The sequence below is a fragment of the Luteimonas vadosa genome, assembly GCF_039543545.1.
GTDB classification, from domain to species: Bacteria; Pseudomonadota; Gammaproteobacteria; order Xanthomonadales; family Xanthomonadaceae; genus Luteimonas; species Luteimonas vadosa.
Map to the genome: position 1 here is coordinate 1,094,457 of NZ_BAABJY010000001.1, position 26,162 is coordinate 1,120,618.

22 protein-coding genes are annotated in these 26,162 nt (G+C 70.1%); 16 read left to right on the plus strand and 6 right to left on the minus strand.

Translation table 11 applies throughout. From position 1 onward, the window contains the following. Positions 1-90 precede the first annotated feature (90 nt). From ABD970_RS04955 to tkt, 7 genes are all read left to right on the plus strand, one after another. Positions 91-996 (plus strand): DUF58 domain-containing protein, encoded by a 906-nt coding sequence (locus ABD970_RS04955; protein WP_345294369.1) that lies wholly within the window; start codon positions 91-93, stop codon positions 994-996. 2 nt (positions 997-998) lie between these two features. Then, the gene (locus ABD970_RS04960; RefSeq protein ID WP_345294370.1) at positions 999-1,457 is read left to right on the plus strand and encodes a DUF4381 family protein; all 459 of its coding nucleotides are present in this window, start codon (positions 999-1,001) and stop codon (positions 1,455-1,457) included. A gap of 10 nt (positions 1,458-1,467) precedes the next feature. Beyond that, on the plus strand, positions 1,468-2,493 hold the full coding sequence (locus ABD970_RS04965) for a vWA domain-containing protein (RefSeq protein WP_345294567.1): 1,026 nt from the start codon (positions 1,468-1,470) through the stop codon (positions 2,491-2,493). After that, positions 2,490-4,283, plus strand: a complete 1,794-nt coding sequence (locus tag ABD970_RS04970; RefSeq protein WP_345294371.1) for a VWA domain-containing protein — start codon at positions 2,490-2,492, stop codon at positions 4,281-4,283. Before ABD970_RS04965 ends, ABD970_RS04970 begins: the two co-directional genes overlap by 4 nt. Next, complete coding sequence (locus ABD970_RS04975; RefSeq protein WP_345294372.1) at positions 4,280-5,977, plus strand: BatD family protein; 1,698 nt, start codon at positions 4,280-4,282, stop codon at positions 5,975-5,977. The genes ABD970_RS04970 and ABD970_RS04975 overlap by 4 nt, the downstream gene beginning before the upstream one ends. 174 nt (positions 5,978-6,151) lie before the next feature. After that, positions 6,152-7,480, plus strand: a complete 1,329-nt coding sequence (locus ABD970_RS04980) for a dicarboxylate/amino acid:cation symporter (RefSeq protein WP_345294373.1) — start codon at positions 6,152-6,154, stop codon at positions 7,478-7,480. A 115-nt stretch (positions 7,481-7,595) separates the two neighbouring features. Beyond that, on the plus strand, positions 7,596-9,587 hold the full coding sequence (gene tkt / locus ABD970_RS04985) for a transketolase (protein WP_345294374.1): 1,992 nt from the start codon (positions 7,596-7,598) through the stop codon (positions 9,585-9,587). Between the two features lie 8 nt (positions 9,588-9,595). Here the strand turns inward: tkt and ABD970_RS04990 are convergent, their stop codons facing one another. The 4 genes from ABD970_RS04990 to ABD970_RS05005 form a co-directional block, all read right to left on the minus strand. Then, on the minus strand, positions 9,596-10,345 hold the full coding sequence (locus tag ABD970_RS04990; RefSeq protein ID WP_345294375.1) for a sulfite exporter TauE/SafE family protein: 750 nt from the start codon (positions 10,343-10,345) through the stop codon (positions 9,596-9,598). Between the two features lie 67 nt (positions 10,346-10,412). Then, the gene (locus ABD970_RS04995) at positions 10,413-10,838 is read right to left on the minus strand and encodes a DUF6691 family protein (RefSeq protein WP_345294376.1); all 426 of its coding nucleotides are present in this window, start codon (positions 10,836-10,838) and stop codon (positions 10,413-10,415) included. Further along, the gene (locus tag ABD970_RS05000; RefSeq protein WP_345294377.1) at positions 10,835-11,260 is read right to left on the minus strand and encodes a YeeE/YedE family protein; all 426 of its coding nucleotides are present in this window, start codon (positions 11,258-11,260) and stop codon (positions 10,835-10,837) included. Before ABD970_RS05000 ends, ABD970_RS04995 begins: the two co-directional genes overlap by 4 nt. A gap of 57 nt (positions 11,261-11,317) precedes the next feature. After that, positions 11,318-12,181 carry an MBL fold metallo-hydrolase gene (locus tag ABD970_RS05005; RefSeq protein WP_345294378.1) on the minus strand — a complete coding sequence of 288 codons (864 nt, stop codon included), beginning with the start codon at positions 12,179-12,181 and terminating at the stop codon, positions 11,318-11,320. 149 nt (positions 12,182-12,330) lie between these two features. Here ABD970_RS05005 and ABD970_RS05010 point away from each other — a divergent pair, with 149 nt between their 5' ends. Together ABD970_RS05010 and ABD970_RS05015 are read left to right on the plus strand one after the other, a co-directional pair. Then, positions 12,331-12,618: an ArsR/SmtB family transcription factor gene (locus ABD970_RS05010; RefSeq protein ID WP_345294568.1), complete on the plus strand. Its 288-nt coding sequence runs from the start codon at positions 12,331-12,333 to the stop codon at positions 12,616-12,618. 140 nt (positions 12,619-12,758) lie between these two features. After that, positions 12,759-13,208, plus strand: coding sequence for a protein tyrosine phosphatase family protein (locus tag ABD970_RS05015; protein ID WP_345294379.1), 450 nt, complete (start codon positions 12,759-12,761; stop codon positions 13,206-13,208). A 1-nt stretch (position 13,209) separates the two neighbouring features. Here ABD970_RS05015 and ABD970_RS05020 read toward each other — a convergent pair whose 3' ends face one another. Beyond that, positions 13,210-14,025 carry a S1/P1 nuclease gene (locus ABD970_RS05020; protein WP_345294380.1) on the minus strand — a complete coding sequence of 272 codons (816 nt, stop codon included), beginning with the start codon at positions 14,023-14,025 and terminating at the stop codon, positions 13,210-13,212. A 75-nt stretch (positions 14,026-14,100) separates the two neighbouring features. On the opposite strand from ABD970_RS05020, the gene gap reads away from it, so the two are divergent. From gap to ABD970_RS05035, 3 genes are all read left to right on the plus strand, one after another. Then, positions 14,101-15,105 (plus strand): type I glyceraldehyde-3-phosphate dehydrogenase, encoded by a 1,005-nt coding sequence (gene gap, locus ABD970_RS05025; protein ID WP_345294381.1) that lies wholly within the window; start codon positions 14,101-14,103, stop codon positions 15,103-15,105. Positions 15,106-15,276: 171 nt separating this feature from the next. Next, a complete protein-coding gene (locus ABD970_RS05030; RefSeq protein ID WP_345294382.1) occupies positions 15,277-16,983 on the plus strand; it encodes a diguanylate cyclase in 1,707 nt (568 codons plus the stop codon). Positions 16,984-17,063: 80 nt separating this feature from the next. Continuing rightward, positions 17,064-18,236 (plus strand): phosphoglycerate kinase, encoded by a 1,173-nt coding sequence (locus ABD970_RS05035; RefSeq protein ID WP_345294383.1) that lies wholly within the window; start codon positions 17,064-17,066, stop codon positions 18,234-18,236. 65 nt (positions 18,237-18,301) lie between these two features. On the opposite strand, the gene ABD970_RS05040 is transcribed toward ABD970_RS05035, so the two are convergent. Continuing rightward, positions 18,302-18,889 carry a GNAT family N-acetyltransferase gene (locus tag ABD970_RS05040; RefSeq protein ID WP_345294384.1) on the minus strand — a complete coding sequence of 196 codons (588 nt, stop codon included), beginning with the start codon at positions 18,887-18,889 and terminating at the stop codon, positions 18,302-18,304. 220 nt (positions 18,890-19,109) lie between these two features. On the opposite strand from ABD970_RS05040, the gene ABD970_RS05045 reads away from it, so the two are divergent. The 4 genes from ABD970_RS05045 to ABD970_RS05060 all read left to right on the plus strand — a co-directional run bounded on the left by ABD970_RS05045 (position 19,110) and on the right by ABD970_RS05060 (position 26,151). Then, a complete protein-coding gene (locus tag ABD970_RS05045; protein WP_345294385.1) occupies positions 19,110-21,140 on the plus strand; it encodes a DUF3857 domain-containing transglutaminase family protein in 2,031 nt (676 codons plus the stop codon). A gap of 11 nt (positions 21,141-21,151) precedes the next feature. Further along, complete coding sequence (locus ABD970_RS05050) at positions 21,152-23,431, plus strand: tetratricopeptide repeat protein (protein ID WP_345294386.1); 2,280 nt, start codon at positions 21,152-21,154, stop codon at positions 23,429-23,431. A gap of 86 nt (positions 23,432-23,517) precedes the next feature. Beyond that, a complete protein-coding gene (gene pyk, locus ABD970_RS05055; RefSeq protein WP_345294387.1) occupies positions 23,518-24,984 on the plus strand; it encodes a pyruvate kinase in 1,467 nt (488 codons plus the stop codon). A 156-nt stretch (positions 24,985-25,140) separates the two neighbouring features. After that, on the plus strand, positions 25,141-26,151 hold the full coding sequence (locus ABD970_RS05060; protein WP_345294388.1) for a class I fructose-bisphosphate aldolase: 1,011 nt from the start codon (positions 25,141-25,143) through the stop codon (positions 26,149-26,151). The last annotated feature ends 11 nt before the right edge of the window (positions 26,152-26,162 follow it).

Sequence of the window (26,162 nt, forward strand, 5' to 3'; positions counted from 1 at the left end):
CCTGCGCCCGTTGCCTGCCATCGATCGCGCGGCTGCCGTCGTGCAGTGTGCGGGTCGTTCCGGTCCTGGCCAGTGCCTGGGCGGACGGGCATGAGCGACGGCGTCAGGCCCACGTTGCCCGAACTCATCGCCTTGCGAGGCGTCGCGCAGGGAAGGCGTGGTCCGCGCAAGGGCAGGCATGGCGTCAGTGGCCGCGCCCCGTCCCCGTTGCGCGGACGCGGGATGGAGTACGCGGAGTCGCGCGAATACGCGCTGGGCGACGACGCCCGCCACGTCGACTGGAAACTCACCGCGCGCAGCGGCCAGCTGCACACCAAGCTGTTCCAGGCCGAGCGCGAGCGGCTGACGCTGGTCGTGGCCGATACCGCGCCGGGCCTGTACTTCGGCACGCGCACGCGCTTCAAGTCGGTGCAGGCCGCGCGGGCCGGGGCGATCGCCGCATGGACGGCCATCCGCGATGGCGATCGCGTCGCCGCCTTGCGAGGCAGCGACCAGGAGCCGCCCGTGCCCCCCGCCGCGGGTCCGCGCGGGGCGCTGCGCGTGCTCGATGCGCTGGTGCGCTGGTACGGCGCGCGCCCGGGAGACGACGAGGGCCTGGCCTTCGCGCTGGACCATGCCCAGCGCCTGCTGCGTCCGGGATCGCGGTTGCTGGTGCTGGCCGACCCGGCCAGCATCGCCGACGTCCCCGACAGCCGCTGGCCGGCATTGGGCATGCACCATGAAGTGGTGGTGTTGCTGCTGACTGATGCGCTGGAGACCGCGCCGCCAAGGATGGCGCTGCCATTCGCGGGCGGCGCAGGTGATGGCGCCCCGCACCGCGTGGACCTCGACCTGGCGTCCGCGCCGCAACGCCAGCGCTGGCGCGAGGCATTCGTGGCGCCGGTGGAGGCCGCGCTGGCCGAGCTGCCCGCGCGCGGCGTGCGCGTGCAGGCGCTCCCCACCGACGCCGCCAGCGACGCCTGGTTGCCCTTGTTCAGCGCTCCGCGCGCGGCCTGAGCATGCAGGGCGACGCCTTGGTCCTGCGCGACATCCATCCCGCGGCGGCACCGCCGTGGTGGCCGCCGGCGCCGGGATGGTGGGTCGTGGCCGGGATCGCAGCGGTGGTGCTGGCGCTCGTGCTTGCCAGATGGTGGCGGCTCCGCCGCCGCCGGCGCCGCATCGAGGCCCTGTTCGATGACGCCATGGCGGCGGCCGGGACGCCGGCGCTGCAAGTGGCCGCGATGTCGGAATTGCTGCGCCGCGCGTCGCGGCGTCGCGATCCGCATGCCGACGCGCTGCAAGGCCAGGACTGGCTGGATTTCCTGGACGCAGGCGAGGCGGCGCCACTGTTCGACGGACCCCAGGGTCGCGTCTTGCTGGAAGGCGGTTTCCGTCGCGATGCCGATGCCGATGCCGTCGCCTCCCTGCGCAGGTCCGCCCGGACGCGCTTCATCCAGTGGATGACCGCGCGTGGGTGACGGGTTCGCCATGCGGCTGCTGCTGGGCATCTGGCCCGACTTCGCGGGTTTCGCCTGGCCGTGGTGGCTGCTGGCCTTGCCGTTGCCCTGGCTGGTGCGCTGGCTGTTGCCGGCCGCGCGCAATCCCTCGGCGGCGCTCCGGGTGCCCTTCGGCGGCAAGCTCGATGCCATCGCCGGCGGCGGCGCGCGCGTCGGCCATTCCAGGATGGCGTGGCTTGCCTATGCCGCGTGGTGTGCCCTGTGCCTGGCGGCCGCGCGGCCGCAAGCCTGGGGCGAGGTGGTCCAGCCCCCGCAGGTCGGCCGCGACCTGATGCTGGCCGTCGACCTGTCGGGCAGCATGGGCGAGGAAGACATGCGCCTGGGCGGTGGCATCGTCGACCGATTGACCGCCGCCAAGGCGGTGATGGCGGACTTCCTCGACCGCCGCGCAGGCGACCGAGTCGGCCTGCTGGTGTTCGGCCAGAAGGCCTACGCGCTGACGCCGTTGACCCTGGACCGCGAGAGCGTGCGCGAGCAACTGGTCGACAGCGTCGTCGGGCTGGCCGGGCGCGAGACCGCGATCGGCGATGCCATCGGTCTGGCGGTCAAGCGCCTGCGGAGCCAGGAGGCCGGCGGCGCGAGGAACAAGCAGCACGTCCTGGTCCTGCTCACCGATGGCGTCAACACGGCCGGGCTGCTCGATCCGGTCAAGGCCGCCGAACTGGCCCGCGACAACCGCGTGCGCATCCATACCATCGCCTTCGGCGGCGATGGCGAGGGGCTTTCGGTGTTCGGGTTCCAGCTCCCGGCCATGGGAGGGCCGGAACTGGACGAGGAAACCCTGCAACGCATCTCCGACATGACCGGTGGGCGTAGCTTCCGTGCGCGCGACACCGAGTCACTGGCCGGCATCTACGCCGAGATCGATCGACTGGAGCCGATCAGCCGTCCGGGACGGAGCGTGCGCCCACGCATCGAGCGCTATCCGTGGCCGCTGGGCGTGGCCCTGTCGATCGCGCTGCTGGCGCTGGCATGGCCGCGGGTGCGGCGCGCATGACGCTGGACGCCATCCCGCTGTCGTTCCTGCGCCCGCTCTGGCTCTTCGCCCTGCTGGCGTTGCCACTCGTTGCCGGCTGGTGGTGGCGCCGCCGGGGGCGCGACGAGGCCTGGCGGGCGGCGGTCGATGCCCACCTGCTCCCGCATCTGCTCGACGCGCGCGGCGGCGCGCGCGGGCAGGCCGGGTTCTGGATCGGCTTGCTGGCCTTCGCCCTGGCCATCGTGGCCTTGGCCGGGCCGAGTTGGCGCTCCGAGCCGCAGCCGCTGCAGCAGGGCGAAGCGCCGCTGGTCATCGCGCTCGACTTGTCCAGCGCCACGCTCGCCGCGGACCTGCCGCCGTCGCGCCTGCTGCAGGCGCGCGCCAAGATCGCGACGCTGTTGCGCCAACGCACGGGCGGGCAGGTCGGCCTCGTCGCCTTCGCCGACGACGCCTTCACCGTCGCGCCGCTGACTTCGGATGCGGCGAACGTCGCGCTTTTCCTCGACGCGCTGGCCCCCGACGTGATGCCGGTGGACGGCGAACGCGCGGATCGCGCCATCGCGTGGTCGGTGGAGTTGCTCCGACGCGCCGGATTCGACCGCGGCGACATCCTGTTGATGACCGACGACGCCGACGCGCGGGCCCAGGCTGCTGCATCGCGCGCGCTGGCCGCCGGTTTCCGCGTGTCGGCACTTGGATTGGGTCGCACCAAGGGCGCGGCGTATCGCCGGGCCGATGGCGGCATCGCGCACGCCCGGCTCGACGCCGGCTCGCTGCGCGCGCTGGCCACGGCGGGCGGAGGTCGCTACGGCGACTGGACCGCGGACGATGGCGACCTCGAAACGGTCGGCCTGCTCGCCGCGCAGCCGGCCGGCGCGGCGGTCGCACGCGGGCCAGTCGTCATGGTGCCGCAGGATGGTGGTTACTGGCTGCTGCCGCCGTTGATGCTGCTGGCCCTGTTCGCGTTCCGCCGTGGCGGCGCGTTGGCGGCCGTGATGCTGTGCCTGCTGCTGCCGTGGCAACCTGCGCACGCCCAGGCGACGGAGGACGGTGGGTGGTGGCGGCGTCCCGACCAGGCGGCGCATGCGCGCAAGGCGCAGGCCGAGGCGGCATACCGGGAAGGCGAGTTCGGCGAGGCGGCAAGGCTCTGGAGCCGGTTCCGCGACGCCGATTCCGCTTACAACCGCGGCAATGCCCTGGCCAAGGCCGGTCGCTACGAGCACGCCATCAAGGCCTATGACCAGGCCTTGCGGCAGGATCCGGGGATGGCCGATGCCATCGCCAACAAGCAGGCGGTCGAGGCGGCAATGAAACGCAAGCCGCCGCCATCGCCCCGCGACAACAGCCGCGGCGACCAGCAGCAGCGGCCCGACCAGGGACAGCCCCAGCCCAATGCGGGCGACCCCGGCGGGCAGGGCGAGACCGGCGACGACGAAGCCAGCGGCGAGCCGCGCCCGGAGCCACAGGGCGATCCCAAACCCGACGCCGGCGAACGCGACCCGGCGACGCCCCCCGAGCCCCCGCCAGGCGATCCGGATCGCCAGCGCGAAGCGGACGCCGCGCAGCGCGAGCGCATGCAGCGGGCGCTCGAGCAGGGCGATGCACCCGCCGACGATGGCAGGCAGGTCGAAGGCGAACCGGACCGCGCCGAAAGCGCCGCGGACCGCGAGCGCGCGCAAGCCAACGAGGCCTGGTTGCGCCGGGTGCCGGACGACCCCGGGGGGCTGCTGCGCGCCAAGTTCCGGCTTGAGCACGAGCGACGCCAGCAATCGCGCGGGGACGCCTTCGACACACCGGTGCCGCCAACATGACCCGCATGCTCCGCGCCCTGTTGCTGTTGCTCGCCATCACCTTGCCCTGCCTTGCGCAGGCGCAGTCGCCGACGCGCGCCTGGCTCGACCGCGACCGTATCGCGATGGGCGAGACCACCACGCTCAACATCGAGACCGGCCAACCCAACAGCGTCTCGCCCGACTACGCGCCGTTGCAGGCGGACTTCAGCCTCGAAGCGCGCAGCAGCCGGCAGAGTTACGAGGCCACCTCCAGCGGCGGCGCGCGGGTGCGGACCCTGTTCGCCGTGGCGCTGCGGCCCCGGCGCGAGGGCGTGGTCACGATCCCCTCGTTGCAGGTCGGCAACCAGCGCACCGAACCGGTGCAGCTGACGGTGCTACCGGCCGTCCCGGCCCGGGCCGGGGGCGACGTCTTCATCGAGGTCGAGGTCGACCACGAGGCGCCCTACGTGCAGCAGGCCGTGGGCTACGTCGTGCGCCTGTACTACGCGACCCAGCTGGTGTCGGGCGAGCTCGACCAGGAGGCGCCGGACGGGGCGTCGCTGCAGCGCATCGGCAACGACGTGCAATTCAGTCGCGATCTCGGCGGACGGCGCTACAACGTGGTGGAGCGCCGGTTCCTGCTTATCCCGGAACGCAGTGGCACGCTGGCGATGCCGCCGGCGCGGTTCCAGGGGCGCGGCGTGGGCGGGTTTTTCGACGACCTGTTCGGCGATGGCCGCAAGTCGCTGTCGGCCAACGGCCCCCGGCGCGTGTTCGAGGTCCGGCCGGTGCCGGCCGATGCGCCGCAACCGTGGCTGCCGCTGCACGGCCTGTCGCTGCGCTACATGGAAACGCCGCAGGAGGCGCGAGCGGGCGAGGCGCTCACCGTGGTGGTCGAGGCCCACGCCGATGGCGGCAATGCCGCCCAGCTGCCGGAACTCACGCTGCCGGTGGGCGACGGGGCCCAGGTATTCGCCGAGCCGCCCCAGGTCGACGAGACCTTCGACCGTGGCCGCCCCCAAGTGCGGGTGACGCGCAAGTTCTCGGTGGTCCCCGCGCAGGCCGGTGCGCTGCGGCTCCCGGGTCCACGCATGGCGTGGTGGGACGTGCGCGCGGGCCGGGCCCGGACGGCGTCGCTGCCCGACATCGCCTTGCAGGTGTCGCCTGCCGCCGACGCCCCGCCCGGCGGGGCATCCCCGGTGGCGGCTAGCGGCGAGCGCACGGATGCGGGCGCGGGCGCGGACCGCTGGGTCCGCGTGCCTGGCGTGCAGGGCGAAGTGCGCTTGTGGGCGGTGATCGCGGCCGGATTCGCGTTGCTGTGGCTGGCGACCTTGGCGTGGGGCCTGCATCGCCGTCCCGGACCGGCTCCCGCGGATGCGCCGGCGAAGCCGCCGGGTGCCGTCATCGGCAAGTCCCGGGGTGCCGGCATGCCGGCGTTGAAGCACGCGCTCGATGCCGGGACGCTGGGCGATGTCGCCGAAACCCTGTGCGCGATGGCGACGCCGCCGGCGGCGGACGTGGATGTGGTGCGCGCGCGCCTGGCCGATCCCGACCAGGTCGCTGCGGTCGAGGCCCTTCAACGCGCGCGCTGGGCCGGCGGGGATGGCGTGGTCGCGCGCCAAATGCTGCGACGCGCGTTTGCAAAGGGTCCGCGCTGGCAAGCGGCCGACGCCGGGGCGCGCCCGCTGCTTCCGCCCCTGTACCCGCCTGCTGGAACCCGCTCGGACGCGTAAACGGCGGCACATCGGGTCCTGGTTGCCCGCACCTGCCGTTACCGGGGCACAGCGACGGTTGCGACCCTCGCGATGGTCCGCCGCGTGCTGACCGGTTCCCGGGACGCCGGGCGCCGCCGGCACCGTTGCATGCTTTGCTAAGCTGCCGCAGCCCGCCGTCCGCGAGATCCAGCCATGTCCGAGCCTACGCCGCCGTCCAAGCCGAGACTGCCGCTGCACTGGAAGATGCTGATCGGCTTCGTCGCCGGCCTGGTGCTGGGCATGGCCGCCTACTACGGTGCGGGCGCGGACGCCGGCTGGGTCAGGACGCTCACCGAATACGTCACCCAGCCCTTCGGGACCCTGTTCCTGCGGCTGATCTTCATGCTGGTGATCCCGCTGCTGTTCTCGGCGCTGGTGGTCGGCGTGGCGGAGATGGGCGACATCCGCTCGCTGGGCAGGATCGGCTGGAAGACGCTGGCCTACACGGTGATCGTGTCGGGCATCGCGGTCGTGATCGGCCTGGTGCTGGTGAACTGGTTCCGTCCCGGCGACGGCGTCGACGCCACCGTCGCCCAGCAGATGCTGACCGAGGGCTCCGGTCGCGCGCAGGCGATCGTGAGCAGCAGCGCCGAGCAGTCCGGCGGGCTGAACATGCTGCTGTCGATCGTGCCCGACAACGTCGTCGGCGCCGCCGCCAGCAACTCGATCCTGGCGGTGATGTTCTTCGCGCTGATGATCGGCATCGGCGTGGTGATGACCCGCGAACGCGAGTCCACCGGCGTGCTGCTGCGCGCCATCGAGGGCCTGTTCGAGGTCTCGATGACCCTCATCGGGCTGGTGATCCGGCTGGCGCCGTACGCGGTGTTCTGCTTCATGTTCAATCTCGCCGCGCTCTTCGGCTGGGACCTGCTGGTCCGGCTGGGCGCCTACGTGGGCGTCGTGGTGCTGGCGTTGTCGATCCACATGATCGTGGTCTATTCAGTGGCCCTGAAGTTCTTCGCCGGGTGGTCGCCGCTGAAGTTCTTCCGCGGCGTGCAGGAGGCGATGGTGATGGCGTTCTCGACCGCGTCTAGCAATGCCACGCTGCCGACGGCTTTGCGGGTCGCGGACGAGCAGCTGCACCTGCCGACGAAGGTCTCGCGGTTCGTCCTGACCGTCGGTGCGACCGCCAACCAGAACGGCACCGCGCTGTTCGAAGGCGTCACCGTGCTGTTCCTGGCGCAGTTTTTCGGCGTGGAACTCAACCTGATGCAGCAGCTGACGGTGATGTTCGTCTGCATCCTGGGGGGCATCGGCACCGCCGGCGTCCCGGCCGGCTCGCTGCCGGTGGTCGCGCTGATCTGCGGGATGGTGGGGGTGCCGCCGGAGGGCATCGGCCTGATCCTGGGCGTGGACCGGTTCCTCGACATGTGCCGCACGACGCTCAATGTCACCGGCGACCTGGTCGCGGCGACGGTGGTGGCGCGCGGCGAGGACGGCACGCCGGTGGAAGCGCTGGCGACCGATAGCACAGCGGCCTGAGCGGCGCCACCGCGACACGGGCGGGCGTGGATGGGACAATGGGTTGCCCGCGATGTCCGGGCGCCGCCCGCTGCGGTTTCAGTTCCGACCGCATACAAGACGCCCGAGCCGCCCGATGACGACGCCCAGCCGCCGCGACCTCGCCAACGCCATCCGTTTCCTCGCCGCCGATGCGGTGCAGGCCGCCAATTCCGGCCATCCGGGCATGCCGATGGGCATGGCGGACATCGCCGAGGTGCTCTGGAACGACTACCTCAGCCACAACCCGGGTAACCCGGGCTGGTTCAACCGCGACCGCTTCGTCCTGTCCAACGGCCACGGCTCGATGCTGCAGTACGCGCTGCTGCACCTGTCCGGCTACGACTTGCCGATCGAGCAGCTGCGCAACTTCCGCCAGCTCGAGTCGATGACGCCGGGCCACCCGGAGAACTTCATGACCCCGGGCGTGGAGACCACCACCGGTCCGCTGGGGCAGGGGTTTGCCAACGCGGTCGGCTTCGCGCTGGCGGAGAAGATCCTCGCGCGGCGCTTCAACCGGCCCGAGTTCGACATCGTCGACCACCGCACCTGGGTGTTCATGGGCGACGGCTGCCTGATGGAAGGCATCTCGCACGAGGCCGCTTCCCTGGCGGGCACCCTGGGCCTGGGCAAGCTGGTGGCGTTCTGGGACGACAACAACATCTCCATCGATGGCGAAGTGCAGGGCTGGTTCACCGACGACACCCCGGCTCGCTTCGAGGCCTACGGTTGGCGTGTGATCCGCAACGTGGACGGCCACGATGCCGACGAGGTCAAGACCGCGATCGACACCGCCTTGAAGCACGACGACAAGCCGGTGCTGGTCTGCTGCCGCACCACCATCGGCTTCGGTTCGCCCGCCAAGGCCGGCAAGGAGTCCTCGCACGGCGCGCCGCTGGGCAAGGACGAGATCACGGCCACGCGCGAGGCGCTGGGCTGGAACCACGATGCCTTCGAGATCCCGCAGGCCATCCGTGACGGCTGGCGTGCCAACAATGCCGGCACCGTGCGCGAAGACCAGTGGAACACGTTGTTCGACAAGTACGCCGCGCGTCATCCGGAACTCGCCGCCGAGCTGACCCGCCGCTCCCATGGGGAGCTGCCGGCCGGATTCGGCGAGGCCGCCGATGCCTACATCGCGAAATTGCAGGAAGAAGGCCCCAGCGTCGCCTCGCGCAAGGCCTCGCAGATGGCGCTGGACGCCTACGGTCCGCTGTTGCCGGAGCTGATCGGCGGTTCGGCCGACCTGGCCGGTTCCAACCTGACGATCTGGAAGGGCTCCAGGGACGTCAATTCCGAGGACGCGGGCGCCAACTACATCTACTTCGGCGTGCGCGAGTTCGCGATGACCGCGATCAGCAACGGCCTGGCCCTGCATGGCGGCTTCCTGCCCTACGACGCCACCTTCCTGGTGTTCTCCGATTACGCCCGCAACGCCGTGCGCATGAGCGCGCTGATGGGCGCGCACGCGATCCACGTGTACACCCATGACTCCATCGGCCTCGGCGAGGACGGCCCCACTCACCAGCCGATCGAGCACCTCGCCAGCCTGCGCCACATCCCGAAGAACGACGTCTGGCGCCCCTGCGACGCGGTGGAATCCGCGGTGGCGTGGAAGGCCGCGATCGAGCGCGACGACGGCCCCAGCTGCCTGGTGTTCTCGCGGCAGACGCTTCCGCACCAGTCGCGCAGCGACGCCCAGCTGCGCGACATCGCGCGCGGCGCCTACGTGCTGCGCGACAGCGACGGCGATCCTGAGCTGATCCTGCTCGCCACCGGCTCCGAGGTCGGCCTGGCGATGGATGCCGCCGCGAAGCTGGGCGACAAGGTGCGGGTGGTGTCGATGCCCTCGACCACGGTGTTCGACCGCCAGCCCGCCGGGTACCGTGAGACCGTGCTCCCGGATCGCTGCCGCAGGCGCATCGCGATCGAGGCCGGCGTCACCGATTTCTGGCGCAAGTACGTCGGCCTGGACGGCGCCGTGGTCGGCATCGACAGCTTCGGCGCGAGCGCGCCGGCGGAGAAGCTGTTCGAGCACTTCGGGTTCACCGTCGACAAGGTTGTCGAGGCCGCGAATTCGCTGCGCTGAGGCGCTTCCTACGCGAATAGCAGTTTCCCCGCCGCCAGCACCAGCACCGCGCCCAGCGCGTACCGCAGGCCCTTGACCGGCAGCCACTTCAGTCCGAGCTGGGTGCCGATCAATGCACCCGCCGCGACGACCACCAGCCACAGCGGCAAGGCCGCGGGCAGGGTGCCGCCTGCGTCCAGCAGGCCGGCCAGGGCGGTGAGCGAATTGATCCAGACGAAGGCCACCGAGGTCCCGCTGGCCATGCGCGTGGGCATCCAGTGCGCGAACAGCAGGAGCGGGGTCAGGAAGATGGCGCCGCCCGTGCCGGTGAGGCCGGACAGCACGCCGATCGACGCACCGATCAACAGGCCGGCCGGCCATGGCACCCGTCGGCCGGCCGAGCGGGCGTCCTCGGTCTCGGCACTGGCCGCGCTGCGGAAGATGCCGGCGGCGGCGACCAGCAGGACCAGTCCCAGCATCAGCGAGTAACTGTGCTTGTCCAACTGGACCTTTGCCGCGAAATACGCCGCCGGCGCCGAGGCCAGCACGAACGGAAGCACGTTGCGCGGCAGCACGTAGCCGCCGCGCCAGAAGCGGAACAAACCGATGCCGCCGACCAGCAGGTTCAGCGCCAGCGCGGTCGGGCGCATCTGCTCCGGCGCGAAGCCGAGCAGCGCCATGGCGGCGATGTAGCCGCTGGCGCCGGCGTGGCCGACCGACGAGTACAGGGCCGCGACGACGAGGAACAGCAGCGCGAGCAACAGGTCGGTGTCAGGCATCGGGCGATGTTAGCGGGTCGCCGCGCGCTGCCCGCGTCGGCCATGCCGATCCCGGTTGAAGCTGCGGCTAGCGGGGCAGGGTGGGTCGCGGCAACGCGCGCGCGACCTGCGATCCCAACAGCAGCGCGGCGACGAACACGAGCGCTTCCAGGGTGCCGTGCGCGAGGTTGGCGAGCGCGGGACCGGGGCAATAGCCGGCGATGCCCCAGCCGATGCCGAACAGCGCGCTACCACCGACCAGCCGCGCGTCGATGCGCGAGCCCGGCGTCGTGGGCAGCGCATCCCCGCACGCGCTGCGACCGCGACGCCGCACCCAGGCGAATCCCGGCACCGTCACCAGCAGGGCGCCACCCATGACCAGTGCCAGCGATGGATCCCAGTGCCCGGCCACGTCGAGGAAGTTCAGCACCTTGTCCGGGTTCGTCATCCCGGAGACGGCCAGCCCGAGGCCGAACAGCGCGCCTGCCGCCAACGCGAATGCCGACCGTTTCATGGCAGCCACCCCAGGGCATGGCGCAGCACGTAGACGGTCGCCGCGGCCGAGCCCATGAACACCGGGACGGCCACCAGCGATCGCCCCGACCAGCGCGCCAGGCCGCAAACGCCGTGCCCGCTGGTGCAGCCATTGCCGATGCGGGTACCGGCGCCGACGAGCAGGCCGGCCACCGCCAGCCATCCGGCCGGGAATCCCGTGCGAGCCGGCGCGCCGGACCAGGCGAACCAGAGCCCCGCGGCAGCGACGAGTCCCACCAGGAAGGCGATCCGCCAGCCGCGACCTTCGCGCTGTTCGATCGCGGCAGTGAGCACGCCGCTTACCCCGGCGATGCGGCCGAGCGACCACAGCAACAGGGTGGCGGCGACGCCGATCAAGACGCCGCCGATGAGCGCACTGGCCGGCGTGAACTCGGTCGGCATCGGGTCAGTACCTCGCCGACGGGTCGGGAAGACGCCGGCACCATGGAGCGGCGTGCCTCACAGCTGATCCAGCGGGATCTTGAGGTAGCGCACGCCATTGTCCTCGGACGCGGGCAGCGCCCCGGCCCGGATGTTGGTCTGCACGGAAGGGATGATCAGCGTCGGCATGGCGAGCGTCGCGTCCCGTGCTTCGCGCATGGCGATGAATTCCGCCTCCGTGGTCCCGCTCCCGACATGGATGTTGGCGCGCTTCTGCTCGGCGATGGTGGTTTCGCAGGCGACCTCCCTGCCACCCGGCGCGTAGTCGTGGCAGACGAAGACCCGTGTCTCGTCCGGCAGGTCGAACAGGCGCTGGATCGAGCGGAACAGCGTGGCCGCGCTGCCGCCGGGGAAATCGCAGCGCGCGGTGCCGCCGTCGGGCATGAACAGCGAATCGCCGGTGAACAGCGCATCGCCCACCAGGTAGGCATTGCTGTCGCTGGTGTGGCCGGGGACGGGGATCACCCGCGCCTGGAGCGCACCGATCGCGAACGTCTCCTCCGCTGCGAACAGATGGTCGAACTGCGACCCGTCGACCGGGAAGTGTTCGCCGAGGTTGAAGATCGGCCGAAACGTCTTCTGAACGTCGCGGATCCCTTCGCCGATCGCCAGCCGCGCGTCCGGCAGGTGCGTCTTCAGCCAGTGCCCCGCGCTGAGGTGGTCGGCGTGGGCATGGGTCTCGAGGATCCATCGGACCTCCAGCCCATGCTCGTGGACGAACCGGAGCAAGGCCTCCGCGGCGGTCGTGGCGGTCCGCCCTGAGGCCCCGTCGAAATCCAGCACGGGGTCGATCATCGCCGCGACCTTGCCCGCCGGCTCGACGACCACGTAGCTCCAGGTGTTGCTGCCGGCATGGAAGAACGGATGGACGCACGGGCGCATGGATGCAACCTGGCAGCGGGTTTCCGGGCATGATATTAGTATTTGCTAAATTAGCAACACTCCCTACAATGCCGACCTCGCCTCCCGTCACGACGCCTGCCTTGCCTCCTCCCGTCCACGCCCCCCTGCCCACCATCGATTCCGCCGACATGCACGTGCATGCCGCCGACGCTGCGGCCTTGTTGCGGTCGATGGCCAACGAGCAACGCCTGCTGGTCCTGTGCCACCTGGTCGAAGGCGAGCTGGCGGTCGGTGCCTTGCACGCACGCATGGCCTTGTCGCAATCGGCGCTGTCGCAGCACCTTGCGGTCCTGCGCGCGGCCGGGTTGGTGCAGGCGCGGCGCGCCGGCCAGCAGGTGTTCTATTCCCTGGCCCCGGGGCCCGGCCGGCAGGTCATGGAGACCTTGCACGCCGTCTACTGCGCGGAGCCGGCATGAACACGGCGGGATGGCTGCGCGTTACGACGCTTGCCATCGTCGGGGTGGCCGCCGGATGCGCGGCGACGCCCGCTCCCCGCCCCGGACAGGGGTCGGCCGCGCAATCGCTTTCACCTCCTTCTGCTTCCACGGATGCCGACATGACCCTTGCCGCGCTGATCCCCGGGCTCAGGGAGCCCAGTCCCCGCTTGCTGACCGGCGGCCAGCCCGAGCCAGCCGCATGGCACCGCGCCCGCACGCAGGGCGTGACCACCGTGATCAACCTGCGCACCGACGCCGAGCTCGGCGACCGAGACGAATCGGGCGAAGTGGAACGCGCTGGCCTGGTCTACCGCCACCTGCCGGTGGACGGCGCCGGTGCGATCACCAAAGACAATGCCCGCACGCTGTGGCAGTGGCTCCAGGAGGCGGAAGGTACCGTGCTGGTGCATTGCGGTTCCGGCAACCGGGTCGGTGCCTTGCTGGCCGTGGCCGCGGCCATCGAGGGGGGGATGGCTCCCGAGGCGGCCATCCGCTATGGCCAGTCGGCCGGGCTGGGGAGCGCCGAGGCCAGGGTGCGGGAAGTCCTGGGTGTCGCGGGCGGGCCTTGAGTCAGTTGCCCAAGGCGTGGTTCAGCAGCGCGGCAAGGCGACTGCCCGCCTGGCGCAGGCGGCGCTCGGCCGTCGGACGGTGCTTGGCAAGGTAAGCGTCGCCGACCACCCGCTCCCGCGGATAGACGCCCGGCTGGTCGACGAGACGGCAGGATTCCAGCGCCCAGTCCACCGCCGGCGTGGTCGATGCCAGCGTCGGGTCGCGTGGCGCGGGGAGGCGGCGCAGCACGCTGGCGTAGGCGTCTGGCTCCAGTCGTCTGCTGCCGACCAGGTTGCGATCCCAGACCGCATGCAGGTTGCTGCCCCGTCCACCGATATTGACCTGGAAGTCGTTGCCGCCCTTGTCGCGGCGCGGGCTGGCGTGCAGGGGCTGGTGCACGTCGCCGACGAAGTGCACCAGGAACTTGAGGGCGTCGCGGCGCTCGGCCAATGGCCGCTTGCGGTCGGACAGGGCGAGGAAACTGCGGTTGATCGCACCGATGACGCAATCATTGTCGCGGCAGTCGCGCGACGGGTCGAATCGGCAGCCGCGATCGCCGAAATTGACGTAATGCCAGGCTGCCGTGGCCTTGCCGCGGACCGGATCCTCGTCCCGGAGCGTGTCGGCCCAGCCACTGATGCCGGCCAGGGTCGGGTCGGGCTCGCCGGCCAGCAGGCGCGCCACTTCGGCGCGCGCCGGTTGCCGGAGTTCCGCCTCCGCGAGGTGGCCGACGATGCGGTGCCCGTCCCGGCTCCAGGCCGCGGCCGGTGGCGGAAACAGGGAGGACAGGGCGGCGAGCAGCACGGCCAGGGCCGAGAAAGCAGGGTGAAGAGACATGGCATGGCTAGGGGGCGGCGGCGGATGCGGCTAAAATACCGAGCTTTCCATCAATAGTCCCGGCAGGAGCATGGCATGGCGATCAAGGTAGGCATCAACGGCTTCGGCCGCATCGGGCGCAACGTGTTGCGCGCGGCAGTGGCCAATTTCGGGGACGACATCGAAATCGTCGCCATCAACGACCTGCTTGAGCCCGACTACCTCGCCTACATGCTCAAGTACGACTCCGTGCACGGCCGCTTCGACGGCGAGGTGTCGGTGGACGGTGGCGACCTGGTCGTCAACGGCGGCAGGATCCGCCTGACGCAGGAGCGCGATCCGGCCAACCTGAAATGGGACGAGGTCGGCGCCGAGGTGGTGATCGAATCCACCGGCCTGTTCCTGACCAAGGAAACCTGCCAGAAGCACCTCGATGCGGGCGCGAAGAAGGTCATCCAGTCGGCCCCGAGCAAGGACGACACGCCGATGTTCGTCTACGGCGTCAACCACGAGAAGTACGCCGGCGAGGCCATCGTCAGCAACGCCAGCTGCACCACCAACTGCCTGGCGCCGCTGGCCAAGGTGCTCAACGACAAGTGGGGCATCAAGCGTGGCCTGATGACGACCGTGCACGCGGCCACCGCGACCCAGAAGACCGTCGATGGCCCCAGCATGAAGGACTGGCGCGGCGGCCGCGGCATCCTCGAGAACATCATCCCGTCGTCCACCGGCGCGGCCAAGGCGGTCGGCAAGGTGCTGCCGGCACTGAACGGCAAGCTCACCGGCATGGCCTTCCGCGTGCCGACCTCCGACGTCTCGGTCGTCGACCTGACCGTCGAGCTGGACAGCCCGGCCAGCTACGAGGAGATCTGCGCCGAGATGAAGGCGCAGTCCGAAGGCGCGCTCAAGGGCATCCTCGGCTACACCGAGGACAAGGTGGTCGCCACCGACTTCCGCGGCGACGCGCGCACATCGATCTTCGACGCCGAGGCCGGCATCGCGCTCGACCCCACCTTCGTCAAGCTGGTCAGCTGGTACGACAACGAGTGGGGCTATTCCAACAAGTGCCTGGAGCTGGCGCGGGTCGTGGCGGCGCGGTAAGCCGAACCGGGATCCCGATACCTCGCACGCCGTGCTCGGGCCGCGGATCGCTCTGGCCGTGCCACCGCGGGAGCCCGGCGTCGCTCCGGGTCGTGACCCCCGTTCGGGGCCATCCTCCCGCGCCGGTGCCGATGGGTAAGCTACGTCCATGTCGTCGCCCACAATCCTCTGATGTCCGGCGCTCTCGCAGGCCCCTGGTCGCTGCAGCGCGCCTTCGCGCGCTTGCTGCTGATCGCAGCGCTGCTGCCCGCGCTGGCGTTCGGCGCGGCGACGCTTGTCAGCGATTACCTCGCGGAGCGACGGGAACTGACCGAGCGCCTGGAGACCTCGACGCGCCTCACCGCCGCGAACATCGACAGCTTCCTGGACAACCAGCTGGCCGGCGTGGCGCTGCTCGCGGACGCCAGGTCGGTGCGCGCCGAAGATTGGGACACGGACCTGGCGCGCCTCATGGAACGTTTCCCGAGCCTGCTGACGGCACTGGTGACCGACGCCGACGCGGAGGTCATCGCGGCCCGGACGCGCGAAGGCCCCGCGCGGATCGTGCTGGGCAACGTTGCCGATCGCGAGTACTTCCGCGTCCCCAGCCGGACCCTGCAGCCGCACGTCTCCCATGCCTTCCGCGGACGCGGCATGGGCAGCGATGCCCTGATCGCGGTTTCGGCGCCGCTCCGGCGCGGCGGCCGCTTCGATGGGGTCGTCGAAGGCTCCATCCTGGTCGACAGCTTCACGCATTCCCTCAACGATGCCTTCGTCGAGCGCGGCTACGAACGCGTGCTGCTCGACGGCGAGGGGCGCGTGGTGAGTGCCACGCCTGGCATGGGCGTGGACTTCCTCGACCGGGTCGATGTCGCGCGGCGGTTCGCACCGGCGCCGGATGGTGGCGTGGTCTTTCGGCGCGACGTCCTCGCCGACGGCGGCAGCGGGTTCGTGGCGACCGCGAACATGCACCATGGCTGGAGCCAGGTCGTGGTCCTGCGGCAACCTCCGCTGTTGCAGGCGGTGACGCCTCGGGTCCTCATGCTGACGGGCGTGCTCCTGCTCGTCACGCTCGGGGTCGTCGTGGCGGTCTGGTGGCAGATGAAGCAGCTCTCCCGCGGCACCGGGGACCTGTTGGTGACGCTGGAACGATTCGCGCTGGGGACCCGGACCGAACCCGTGCGGGACGATTCCAAGGTTCCGGTGGAACTGCAGCCCCTCGCCAAGGCCATCGACGATCTCGCGGCGCGCCTGAATGCCGCCTACGCCGACCTGAACGAGTCGCTGGAAACGCAACGCGGCCTCGCCGGCTCGCTGCGCACCGAAGTGACCTCGCGCGAGCAGCAGATCGCAGCGCAGACGGAGCAGCTCCGCAACGCGGTGGCCGAGCTCGACCGGCGCACCCGCACCGACGCCTTGACCGGCTGCCTCAACGTCCGTGGCCTGGACCATTGGTTGTCCGCGCTGTGGCCGGGCCTCGGCGAGGCCGGGTGGCCGTTGGCGCTGCTGGCGATGGACATCGATGCGTTCAAGGCCTTCAACGATCGTTACGGCCATCCGGCCGGCGACGTGGCACTCAAGCGCGTCGTAGGCGCGGCACGCGGGGCGATTCGCGGCGAACACGACGCCATCGCGCGCATCGGCGGGGAGGAATTCCTGGTGCTGCTGCCCGGTGCCGGGCATGATCGCGCCACCGAGGTGGCCGAACGCATTCGCGAGGCGGTCCAGGCCGCGGGCATCCCGCACGAGGACGCTCCGGGTGGACGGCTCACGGTGAGCGTGGGCATCGCCATCCACGGGCGCGACGGTGATGCGCCGTCGGTCCAGGCGGCGATCGAGCGTGCCGACCAGGCCCTTTATCGCGCCAAGGCCGCAGGTCGCAACCAGGTGGCAGACTGACCCAGAACGCGCGCGCGGCGCGGCGCGACGCGCGCCTGCGGGCGACGCAACGAAACGATGACAACCCTGGAGCGCGATGCATGACGATTCAACGGATGACCGACCTCGACCTGGCAGGCAAGCGCGTGCTGGTCCGGCAGGACCTCAACGTCCCGGTCGAAGCGGGCCGGGTGACTTCGGACCAGCGCCTGCTGGCCTCGTTGCCGACCTTGCGGCGTGCACTGGATGCCGGTGCGGCGGTGATGGTGATGTCCCACCTCGGCCGGCCGGAGGAAGGCCGCTGGAGCGAAGCCGATTCGCTGCTTCCGGTCGCGCGCCGGTTGTCGGAATTGCTTGAGCGCGACGTGCCGCTGGTGCGCGACTACCTCGACAGCGTGGAGATCGCGCCGGGCGAACTCGTGCTGCTGGAGAACTGCCGCATGAACCCGGGCGAGAAGGCCGACGACGAGGCGCTGGCCCGGCGGTATGCCGCGCTGTGCGACGTGTTCGTGATGGACGCATTCGGCACCGCGCATCGCGCGCAGGCCTCCACGCACGGGGTGGTCCGCCATGCCGCCGTGGCCGCCGGCGGCCCCTTGCTGATGGCCGAACTCGATGCGCTGGGCAAGGCGCTGCAGGATCCGGCGCGGCCGCTGCTGGCGATCGTGGGAGGCAGCAAGGTCAGCACCAAGCTGGAACTGCTGTCGTCGCTGGTGGGCAAGGTCGACCAGCTGATCGTCGGCGGCGGCATCGCCAACACCTTCATCGCCGCGCTGGGGCATGGCGTCGGCAAATCCTTGCACGAGCCGGATCTGGTCGAGACGGCAAGGAAGATCATGGACGACGCCCGTGCACGCGGCGCCGAGATCCCGATGCCCGTCGACGTCGTGGTGGCGCCTGCGTTCAGCGCCGATGCGCCCGCCACGACCAAGGCCGTCGAAGACGTGGGCGCGGACGACATGATCCTGGACATCGGCCCCGCGACCGCCGCGCGCTACGCAGCGCTGGTGGCCAGCGCCGGCACGGTGGTCTGGAACGGACCGGTCGGCGTGTTCGAGTTCGACGCCTTCGGCAAGGGCACCGAAACCCTGGCGCGGGCGATCGCGGATTCGGCGGCGTTCTCGATCGCCGGCGGCGGTGACACCCTGGCCGCGGTCGACAAGTACGGCATCGCCGACGACATCGGCTACATCTCGACCGGCGGCGGGGCGTTCCTGGAATTCCTGGAGGGAAAGACCCTGCCGGCGGTGGCGGCGCTCGACGCGCGCGGGTGAGGGCAGGCGGGCCTCGGCCCAGCGTGACGTCCTAGTTCTTCGGCAATCGGAATGGGTGGGCGCACCTACGCGTTGCGCTTGCGCCAGTCGGCGGCCAGCAGGCCGAACCATTCCGAATCCGTGGGCTGGTCCTCGACGAAGAACCGCTCGCGCGCCACGCCTTCGCTGCGGAAACCCAGCGCCTGGAGCAAGCGGCGCGACGGCTCGTTGCGTGGATCGACGTCGGCCTCGACCCGATGCAGGGCGAGCACGTCGAACGCCCAGTCGACCGCCAGCGCCACGGCCTCGCGCGCCAGCCCGCGCCCCCACAGGTCGGAACGCAGGGTGTAGCCGATCTCGCCGCGGCGATGCCTGGGGCTGAACTGGTACAGCGTGCAGGTACCGATCACCGCGTCGTCCTGCAGGTCGGCCACCACCCAGTTGATGGTCTCGCGCTGCTCGAAGCGCTCGCCGATCTCGACGATCAGCGCCGCCGCCTCGGAGGGGGTGGCCATCGCCGACCGGCTCCAGTAGCGCATCACCCGGGGATCGGAAAACACCGCGAACAAGGCATCGGTGTCCTGGTCCCGCGGACCCCGGAGCCGCACGCGAGGTCCTTCCAGGCGAGGAAAGTCCGGCAGGCCCTGCAGGGTGGCCTTGAGGTCGTACGGCATGCGGGGAGCTCGGGCCGGGGTGCCGCCTAGGATAGCGGTGCGTTCAGCTGGTCTCCAACCTCGCCGGCCGGAAACGCTCCGCGCGATGGCGGGCGTCGTTGGCTGTCTTGCGGGAGTCGCGGCCGGCGGCGAAGTCCGCGCAGTGGAGCCCTGTCCGGCGCCCGGACGTTGTAGTAGCCTCGCGCCAATCCAGGGGAACGGGATCGTGAGAATGCGTTGGATGACAGGGATGTTGGTCTGGCTGCTTGCCGCTTCGCTGCAGGCGTCGGAAGTGGAACACAAGCGCGGCGATTTCCGGTACTTCGTGGCGCCCGAGCCCGCCTTCGTGGTGCGCCAACCGCTGCCGGACGCCTGGGATGCGACCGCGCCCGGCGCGAAGGGTGCGCCATGGCGCTTCTGGCTGTACGACCGGCAGGTCGACCGCCGCCAGGGTCGCGACGAGGCCTACGTCGAGTACGCGTACGAGGCGAGCACGGCCTCGCTGCTCGGCGATGCAGGTCGCTACCAGATCGACTTCAACCCGGAATACCAGCGCCTGACCATCCATCGCGTCGAGCTGCGGCGGAACGGCGCCTGGGAAGATCGCTTGTTGCCGGACCACATTTCGCTGGCACGGCGCGAGGGACGCTTCGAGGAGGACCTGGCCGATGGGCAGGTCACCGCGCTGATCGTGCTCGACGATATCCGCGTCAACGACGTCGTCCGCTTCGGCTACACCATCGCCGGCAGCAACCCCGTGCTCGAAGGCCAGGCCTCGGACTCGATGGCATTCGCGTGGCGCAACCCCTTGCTCGACGCCCGCCTGCGCGTCCTGCACGACCCGGGAACGGCCATCGACGTGTATCGCGTCAAGGGCGTGCCGGAACCCGTTCTGCGCAACAGCGATACGGCTTCCGAAGCGACGATCCACGCCCATGGCCTCCCGGTCGTCGTCTACGAGGACAACTACCCGGTGTGGTTCGATCCGTATCCGCGGGCGCAGGTCAGCGCCAAGCGGTCATGGTCGGACGTGGTCGCATGGGCGATGCCGCTTTATCCGGCCGACGATTCGCTGCCGGCGGATCTGGAGCAACGCATCGCCGAGTGGCGCAAGCTGCCGACGCCGGAGGCAAGGCTGACGGCGGCGTTGCGCGCGGTGCAGGACGAAGTCCGGTACTTCGGGGTGGAGATGGGACAGAACACCCACCGCCCGGTCCCGCCGATGGATACGTGGCGGCGCCGGCGGGGCGACTGCAAGGACAAGGCCTACCTGCTGACGACGATCCTGGCGCGACTCGGCATCGCCGCCGCGCCCGCGCTCGTGTCGACGGACAGCGGCCGGCTGATCCTGGATTTCAAGCCCAGCGCCTACGTGTTCAATCATGTGATCGTGCGAGCCGAACTCGCCGGTAAGCCGGTGTGGGTCGATCCCACGCTGTCCCAGCAGGGTGGGGACCCCACCCGTTACGACTTGAGCCGATACGGTGCCGCGCTCCCGGTCCGGGATGGCGTCGTCGCCCTGGAGACCATCGCGCCGCCTGCGGGAGCGATCGCAGGGGTCGAGGTCGCGGAACGCTACGCGCATGCCCCCGACGGCAACGGCGTGAGGCTGGACATCTCGACGGTCTACCGGGGAAGTTCCGCCGACCACATCCGCAAGAGCCAGGCCTCCGAACGGCGCGACGAAATGGCGCGCCGCTACGCGGAGTTCTACCGCAAGCGTTTCGGCGAGCTGCGGATGGTGGAGGAGCCCCGGATTTCGGACGATCGCGAGGCCAACATCATCAAGGTCGAGGAATCCTATCTGCTGGCGGCCCCGTTCGAAGCCACGAGCGCGGCCACCAAGGCGCTTTCGGTGCGCGCCGATGCACTCGACTCGCTGGCGGCGTTGCCGCCCAGCCTGTCGCGCACCGGCCCGCTGTACTTCGGAACCCCGGGCAAGTACCGGCAGGAGGTCCAGTTCACGATCCCGGACCAATGGAGTCCCACCTTCGGCAAGGAATCCAAGCACCTGAAGGCGGCGGCATTCGACTATCGGCGCGAGGCCGGCGTCGAGGGGCGCAACGCCCGCATCGTCCATGAGCTGGAGGTCAAGGATTACGACATCCATGCCGCAGGCACGGCCAGCCACCTCGAGGAAATGAGGAAGGTGCGCGACAGCCTGTCGGCGACGCTGCGCTTTCGGGTTCCGGCGTCCCTCGACGATGCGGAGCGCGGCAAGCGCCTGAAGGATCTGCTCAAGAGCGTGCTTGAAGAGGGAGACGGCGGTTGAACGGGAAATGCATGGCCGTGCGCGATGGCATGGCAGCGGTTTTGGCGGTCGCGGCCCTGCTCGGTTCGACCACGACGACGGGGCAGGACAAGTCGCAAGGGGCGTTCGACGTTGCCACCGCCTGGGAGAAAATGCGTGCCGAGGCCAATCTCGAGCGGGTCTACTCCGGCTACGAGTTGCTTTCGGAAATGGGTTACGCGCTTGACTCGATCGACGTCGAAGCGTGCAGGAAGCGCGGCGGGGACCTGTCGAAAGCGGTCAGGACCGCGCCGGTGAGCATCGCGATCCGCCACGCCGCGGTGCTGTGCGCGGAGGCCATGGGCGATGCGGACGCTGCGGCGGCCGAGGCCGAATTGCTCGACCAGGTTTCGCGCGAAGCGCTAGCGCAGGCCGATGAAGGCAAGTCCGCGAAGCCGATCCGGGTGCTCGCGTTCCAGGACGCCTACACACTGGTCCACCGGCTCGGTATGCAAACAGCCTACCAGTACTACCGGGACGAGAGGCCGGCGCGCCACTTCCCGTTCGTGGTCGCGGCGTGGGATCCGGAGGATGAAGTCGAGCGGCACATGGCATTCGACGTGGTGGATTCGGCTTACGCCATGAGTCGCGACGACACCCACAGTGGCTTTCCCTACCAGCGCGACGTGCTCGCCGATGCCTTCCTGAAAGGGCAACTGGAAAGCGACCAGGTCCTGGCGATCGATGTGCAGGCCATCCGCGACGCCGGGTTCCAGCCGTCCGCGGAAGGCAAGGTGGCGAAGCTGCGACCCGCGGCCGAAGCCGGCGGCATCCTATCCGCCCGGGCATGGCTCGTGGCATGCGAATCGAGCCCATTCGAAAAGTGCGGCGACGGACTGGTGGATGCGCTTCTCCCGCAGGCAGAGAAGCGCGACGCATTGCCCATGGCCTTGCTGGCATACGCATACGCCCAGGGCATCGGGATCGACCGCAACCAGACCGCCGCGGATGCCCTGCTGGTTGCTGCCAACCGGATCTGGCCGCGGGAAGGCGCGACGTCCGAGTACGTGTCGCTGTGGCTGGCCGGCCACGAGGAGCCGCCGTCGCCGGGCATCAACGCGCTGGTGGAGCGGGCGATGGTGGCAGGCAACGTGAATATCCGGAGCGAGGTGCTACGCAACCGGATCCAACGGACCGAAAAGCCGGTGCTGTCGGGGGAGGAGATCGCCCATCTCTCACGCCAGGACCAGAACGGCCTGGGCGCCGGTTACGCCTTGCTGGCGGCCTACTTCAGCAAGTCTGGCGACGATGCCCGGGCGAGGGATTCATTGCAGCGCGCCGCGCAGGCGGGCGACCCTGGGGCCCAGGCGGATTACGGCTTCATGCTGGCCGAGGGTGACGGCATCGCCAAGGACACCGCGGCCGCGGCGGAGACGTTGTCCCTCGCCGCGCATGGGGGCGAGGAGCGCGCCATGCGCTACATGGCCTACCTGAGCGAGCAAGCCGCCAAATGGCGCGACGCGGTGTTCTGGCTGTTGCCGGCCGTCGACAGGGGGAAGATCCAGGCGCTGCTGGATGTGGCCGGGGTCATGGAATACGGCCGCAGCGGCATACAGGACGAGCAGAAGACTGCCCTCCGGGTCTACACCAGCCTTGCCGAAGACGACGACGTCGCCGAGGCACGCCGGCGGCTGGCCGGGATGGCGATCGAGGGACGTGCGATGGAGAAGGCGCCGGAGCGCGCCAAGGCGTGGCTCCTGCATGACGCCGAGCAGGGCGACCATGAGTCGGAAACCATGCTGGGGCTGCATTATCTTTCCGGCGATTTCGGCAAGGATGGCGAGGCCGAAGGCATGCGCTGGATCCGGAAGGCCATGGACGCCAGGCACGTCGAGGCCTATGCCGGCTACGCCAGCTGGCTGACCTACTCGAAAAAGACGCCCGAGGCGCGAAAGCACGCGATTGAACTGCTGACCCAGGCCATGGACCTGGATGCCGAAGTGGTTGCCAACAACCTGGCGTGGGCGCTGTGCACGTCGCCCCAGGACGACGTGCGCGATGCCGCGCGCGGACTGGAAGTGACCACGAAGATGGGCGACCTGGAGGCCATGGGCGCCCCGGAGCTGGACACCGTCGCTGCTTGCCACGCCGCCACGGGCGATTTCGCTCGGGCCGGCGAACTCCAGGCGCGCGCGCTCGAGCAGGTTCGCAAATTCCAGGCGAATTTGCCCGCGGCACCTGAGGGTGGTGATCCGGTGGCGATCGACGAGGGCTACGCGGCGCGCCTGGCGCTCTACCGTTCGCAAAAGGCGTACATCGAAACCGATCGCTGAGCGCTTGCCGATCGAACCGGGCGCCGGCTTGGCGCACGGTCGGTGCTTGGCATGCCTGTGCTAGCGTTCCGGTCAGGAGGCCACTCATGCCCGAACATCGCCGCCGCACGCGCATCCTCGCCACGCTCGGCCCTTCGACCGACGGCGAAGGCGTGCTCGAAGCCCTGCTTCGCGCCGGCGTCGACGTGGTGCGCCTGAATTTCTCGCACGGCGCCGTCGACGACCAGCGCCGGCGCGCGCGCGCGGTGCGCGAGACGGCGGAACGGCTGGGCATGGAGGTAGGCATCCTGGTCGACCTGCCGGGACCGAAGATCCGCATCGAGAAATTCGAGGGCGGACGTGCCGAGCTCAAGGCCGGCAACCGTTTCGACCTTGTCGCGAGCGGGGACGCGCCCCCGGGCGACGCCACCCAGGTCGGCGTCAGCTACCTCGGCCTGCCCGGCGACGTCGCGCCGGGCGACCTGTTGTTGCTCGACGATGGCGTCGTCCAGCTGCGGGTCGAGGCGGTCGAAGGGGAGCGCATCGTTACCGAGGTGGTCAACGACAGCGTGCTTTCCGACCGCAAGGGCCTGAACAAGCAGGGAGGCGGCTTGTCCCTGGGGGCCCTGACCGAACAGGATGAAACCCTGATCGCCGCCGCCGCGGACCTGGGAGCGGACTTCATCGCGGTGTCGTTCTGCCGCAACGCCGCCGACATGCACCGGGCGCGCGGGATCGCGCGCTCTCACGGCAGCGACGCCGCGCTGGTGGCGAAGATCGAGCGCGCCGAGGCGATCGACAACCTGTCCGAGATCGTCGAGGCCAGCGACGTGGTGATGGTCGCGCGCGGCGACCTGGGCGTGGAGATCGGCGACGCCGAGCTGCCCGGCCTGCAGAAGAAGATCATCCGCGAATCTCTGGCGCAGAACCGGGTCGTGATCACGGCGACGCAAATGCTGCAGTCGATGGTCGATTCGCCCATCCCGACCCGCGCCGAAGTCCTTGATGTCGCAAACGCGGTCATCGACGGAACCGACGTGGTGATGCTGTCGCAGGAAACCGCGGCCGGCAAGCATCCGCTCAAGGCGGTCGAGGCGATGGCGCGCATCTGCATCGGGGCCGAGAAGCAGTTCGCCCACGACACCGACTTCGAGCAGGCCGAGCGCGGCCTGCAGCGCGCCGACCAGGCGATCGCGATGGCGTCGATGTTCCTGTCGGAGCATATCGGCGTGCGGGCAATCGTGGCGATGACGGAGTCCGGCGGCACCGCGCGCTACCTGTCCCGGTTCCGCTCCAGCGTACCCATCTATGGCCTCTCCCCGCACGTCGGCGCGCGCCGGCGCATGGCGATGATGCGCGATGTGTTCCCCGTCGCCTTCGGGACCCGCGGCCTGGCCACCCGGGAGGCCGCGCGGGACGCGACCAAGCAGCTGTTCGACGCGGGACTGCTCGCCGAGGGCGACCGCATCATCTTCACCAGCGGCGACCACATGGAGCACCGCGGCGCGACCAACACCCTGCGCCTGCTGCGCGTGGGCGAGGACGGCAAGGCCGAAGGCCTGGGCGAACTGTAGCTCGCTGCAGGGGGCGCCACCCCGGGCGTCGCGCCACCCTCGGGCCCCGCGCGCCGGACATCGGGGCAGCGGGCGGTGGCGACAGCCGCGGGATAGGTCGGATCGAGGCGAGGGGCTATAATTCCGCTCCTTTCCCGCCGCTTCCGCAGGACCCGCATGAGCATCGAACAACTCGCCGAGACCGCCCTGGCCATGGTCGCCCCGGGCAAGGGCATCATCGCCATCGACGAATCCACCGGCACCATCGCCAAGCGCCTGTCCGGCGTGGGCGTGGAGAACACCGAGGAGAACCGTCGCGCCTACCGCGAAATGCTGCTGACCACGCCCAAATTGGGGGATTACATCAGCGGGGCGATCCTGTACGACGAGACCCTGCGCCAGTCGACGAAGGACGGCGTGCCCTTCACCAAGGTCATGCGCGATGCCGGGATCATCCCGGGCATCAAGGTCGACAAGAGCACCCATGCGCTGGCGGGCTTCCCCGGCGAAGTCGTCACCGAGGGCCTCGATGGCCTGCGCGAGCGACTGAAGGAGTACTACGGGCTGGGGGCGCGTTTCGCCAAGTGGCGCGCCGTGATCAACATCGGCGAGGACATCCCGTCTGGCACCTGCATCGAGGCGAACGCGCATGCATTGGCGCGTTACGCGGCGCTGTGCCAGGAGCAGGGCATCGTGCCCATGGTGGAGCCGGAAGTGCTGATGGACGGCGACCACGACATCGAGACCTGCTACGAAGTCACCGAGGTGACCCTGCGCGCGCTGTTCGATGCGCTGTACAACCACAACGTCATGCTCGAGGGCACCATCCTCAAGGCGTCGATGGTGTTGCCCGGCAAGGACAGCGGTGAAAGCGCCAGCGTCGAGGAAGTCGCCGAGGCGACCCTCATGTGCCTGAAATCCGCCGTGCCGGCGATCCTGCCCGGGATCGTCTTCCTGTCTGGTGGGCAGAGCGACGAGGACGCCACCGCGCACCTCGACGCGATGAACCGGATGGGCCCGAACCCGTGGCCCTTGTCGTTCTCCTACGGTCGCGCGATGCAGTCCGCGGCGCTGGAGCTGTGGTCGAAGGATCTGGCCGGCAACGTCGGCAAGGCGCAGGACACCGTCTACGCGCGTGCCCGCGACAACGGCCTGGCCGCACAGGGACGCTGGGACCGGGCGGCCTGAGGCCGCGTCCG

Bases quoted from the DNA above. Each gene is read 5' to 3' on its own strand.
- gap (WP_345294381.1), top strand. From the start codon at position 14,101: ATGGCGATCAAGGTAGGCATCAACGGCTTCGGCCGCATCGGGCGCAAC.
- tkt (WP_345294374.1), top strand. From the start codon at position 7,596: ATGACGACGCCCAGCCGCCGCGACCTCGCCAACGCCATCCGTTTCCTC.
- ABD970_RS04955 (WP_345294369.1), top strand. From the start codon at position 91: ATGAGCGACGGCGTCAGGCCCACGTTGCCCGAACTCATCGCCTTGCGA.
- ABD970_RS04965 (WP_345294567.1), top strand. From the start codon at position 1,468: ATGCGGCTGCTGCTGGGCATCTGGCCCGACTTCGCGGGTTTCGCCTGG.
- ABD970_RS05015 (WP_345294379.1), top strand. From the start codon at position 12,759: ATGACCCTTGCCGCGCTGATCCCCGGGCTCAGGGAGCCCAGTCCCCGC.
- ABD970_RS05005 (WP_345294378.1), bottom strand. From the start codon at position 12,181: ATGCGCCCGTGCGTCCATCCGTTCTTCCATGCCGGCAGCAACACCTGG.
- ABD970_RS05000 (WP_345294377.1), bottom strand. From the start codon at position 11,260: ATGCCGACCGAGTTCACGCCGGCCAGTGCGCTCATCGGCGGCGTCTTG.
- ABD970_RS04970 (WP_345294371.1), top strand. From the start codon at position 2,490: ATGACGCTGGACGCCATCCCGCTGTCGTTCCTGCGCCCGCTCTGGCTC.
- ABD970_RS04975 (WP_345294372.1), top strand. From the start codon at position 4,280: ATGACCCGCATGCTCCGCGCCCTGTTGCTGTTGCTCGCCATCACCTTG.
- ABD970_RS05040 (WP_345294384.1), bottom strand. From the start codon at position 18,889: ATGCCGTACGACCTCAAGGCCACCCTGCAGGGCCTGCCGGACTTTCCT.
- ABD970_RS05010 (WP_345294568.1), top strand. From the start codon at position 12,331: ATGCACGTGCATGCCGCCGACGCTGCGGCCTTGTTGCGGTCGATGGCC.
- ABD970_RS05045 (WP_345294385.1), top strand. From the start codon at position 19,110: ATGACAGGGATGTTGGTCTGGCTGCTTGCCGCTTCGCTGCAGGCGTCG.
- pyk (WP_345294387.1), top strand. From the start codon at position 23,518: ATGCCCGAACATCGCCGCCGCACGCGCATCCTCGCCACGCTCGGCCCT.
- ABD970_RS05030 (WP_345294382.1), top strand. From the start codon at position 15,277: ATGTCCGGCGCTCTCGCAGGCCCCTGGTCGCTGCAGCGCGCCTTCGCG.
- ABD970_RS04960 (WP_345294370.1), top strand. From the start codon at position 999: ATGCAGGGCGACGCCTTGGTCCTGCGCGACATCCATCCCGCGGCGGCA.
- ABD970_RS04990 (WP_345294375.1), bottom strand. From the start codon at position 10,345: ATGCCTGACACCGACCTGTTGCTCGCGCTGCTGTTCCTCGTCGTCGCG.
- ABD970_RS05035 (WP_345294383.1), top strand. From the start codon at position 17,064: ATGACGATTCAACGGATGACCGACCTCGACCTGGCAGGCAAGCGCGTG.
- ABD970_RS05050 (WP_345294386.1), top strand. From the start codon at position 21,152: ATGGCCGTGCGCGATGGCATGGCAGCGGTTTTGGCGGTCGCGGCCCTG.
- ABD970_RS04980 (WP_345294373.1), top strand. From the start codon at position 6,152: ATGTCCGAGCCTACGCCGCCGTCCAAGCCGAGACTGCCGCTGCACTGG.
- ABD970_RS05060 (WP_345294388.1), top strand. From the start codon at position 25,141: ATGAGCATCGAACAACTCGCCGAGACCGCCCTGGCCATGGTCGCCCCG.
- ABD970_RS05020 (WP_345294380.1), bottom strand. From the start codon at position 14,025: ATGTCTCTTCACCCTGCTTTCTCGGCCCTGGCCGTGCTGCTCGCCGCC.
- ABD970_RS04995 (WP_345294376.1), bottom strand. From the start codon at position 10,838: ATGAAACGGTCGGCATTCGCGTTGGCGGCAGGCGCGCTGTTCGGCCTC.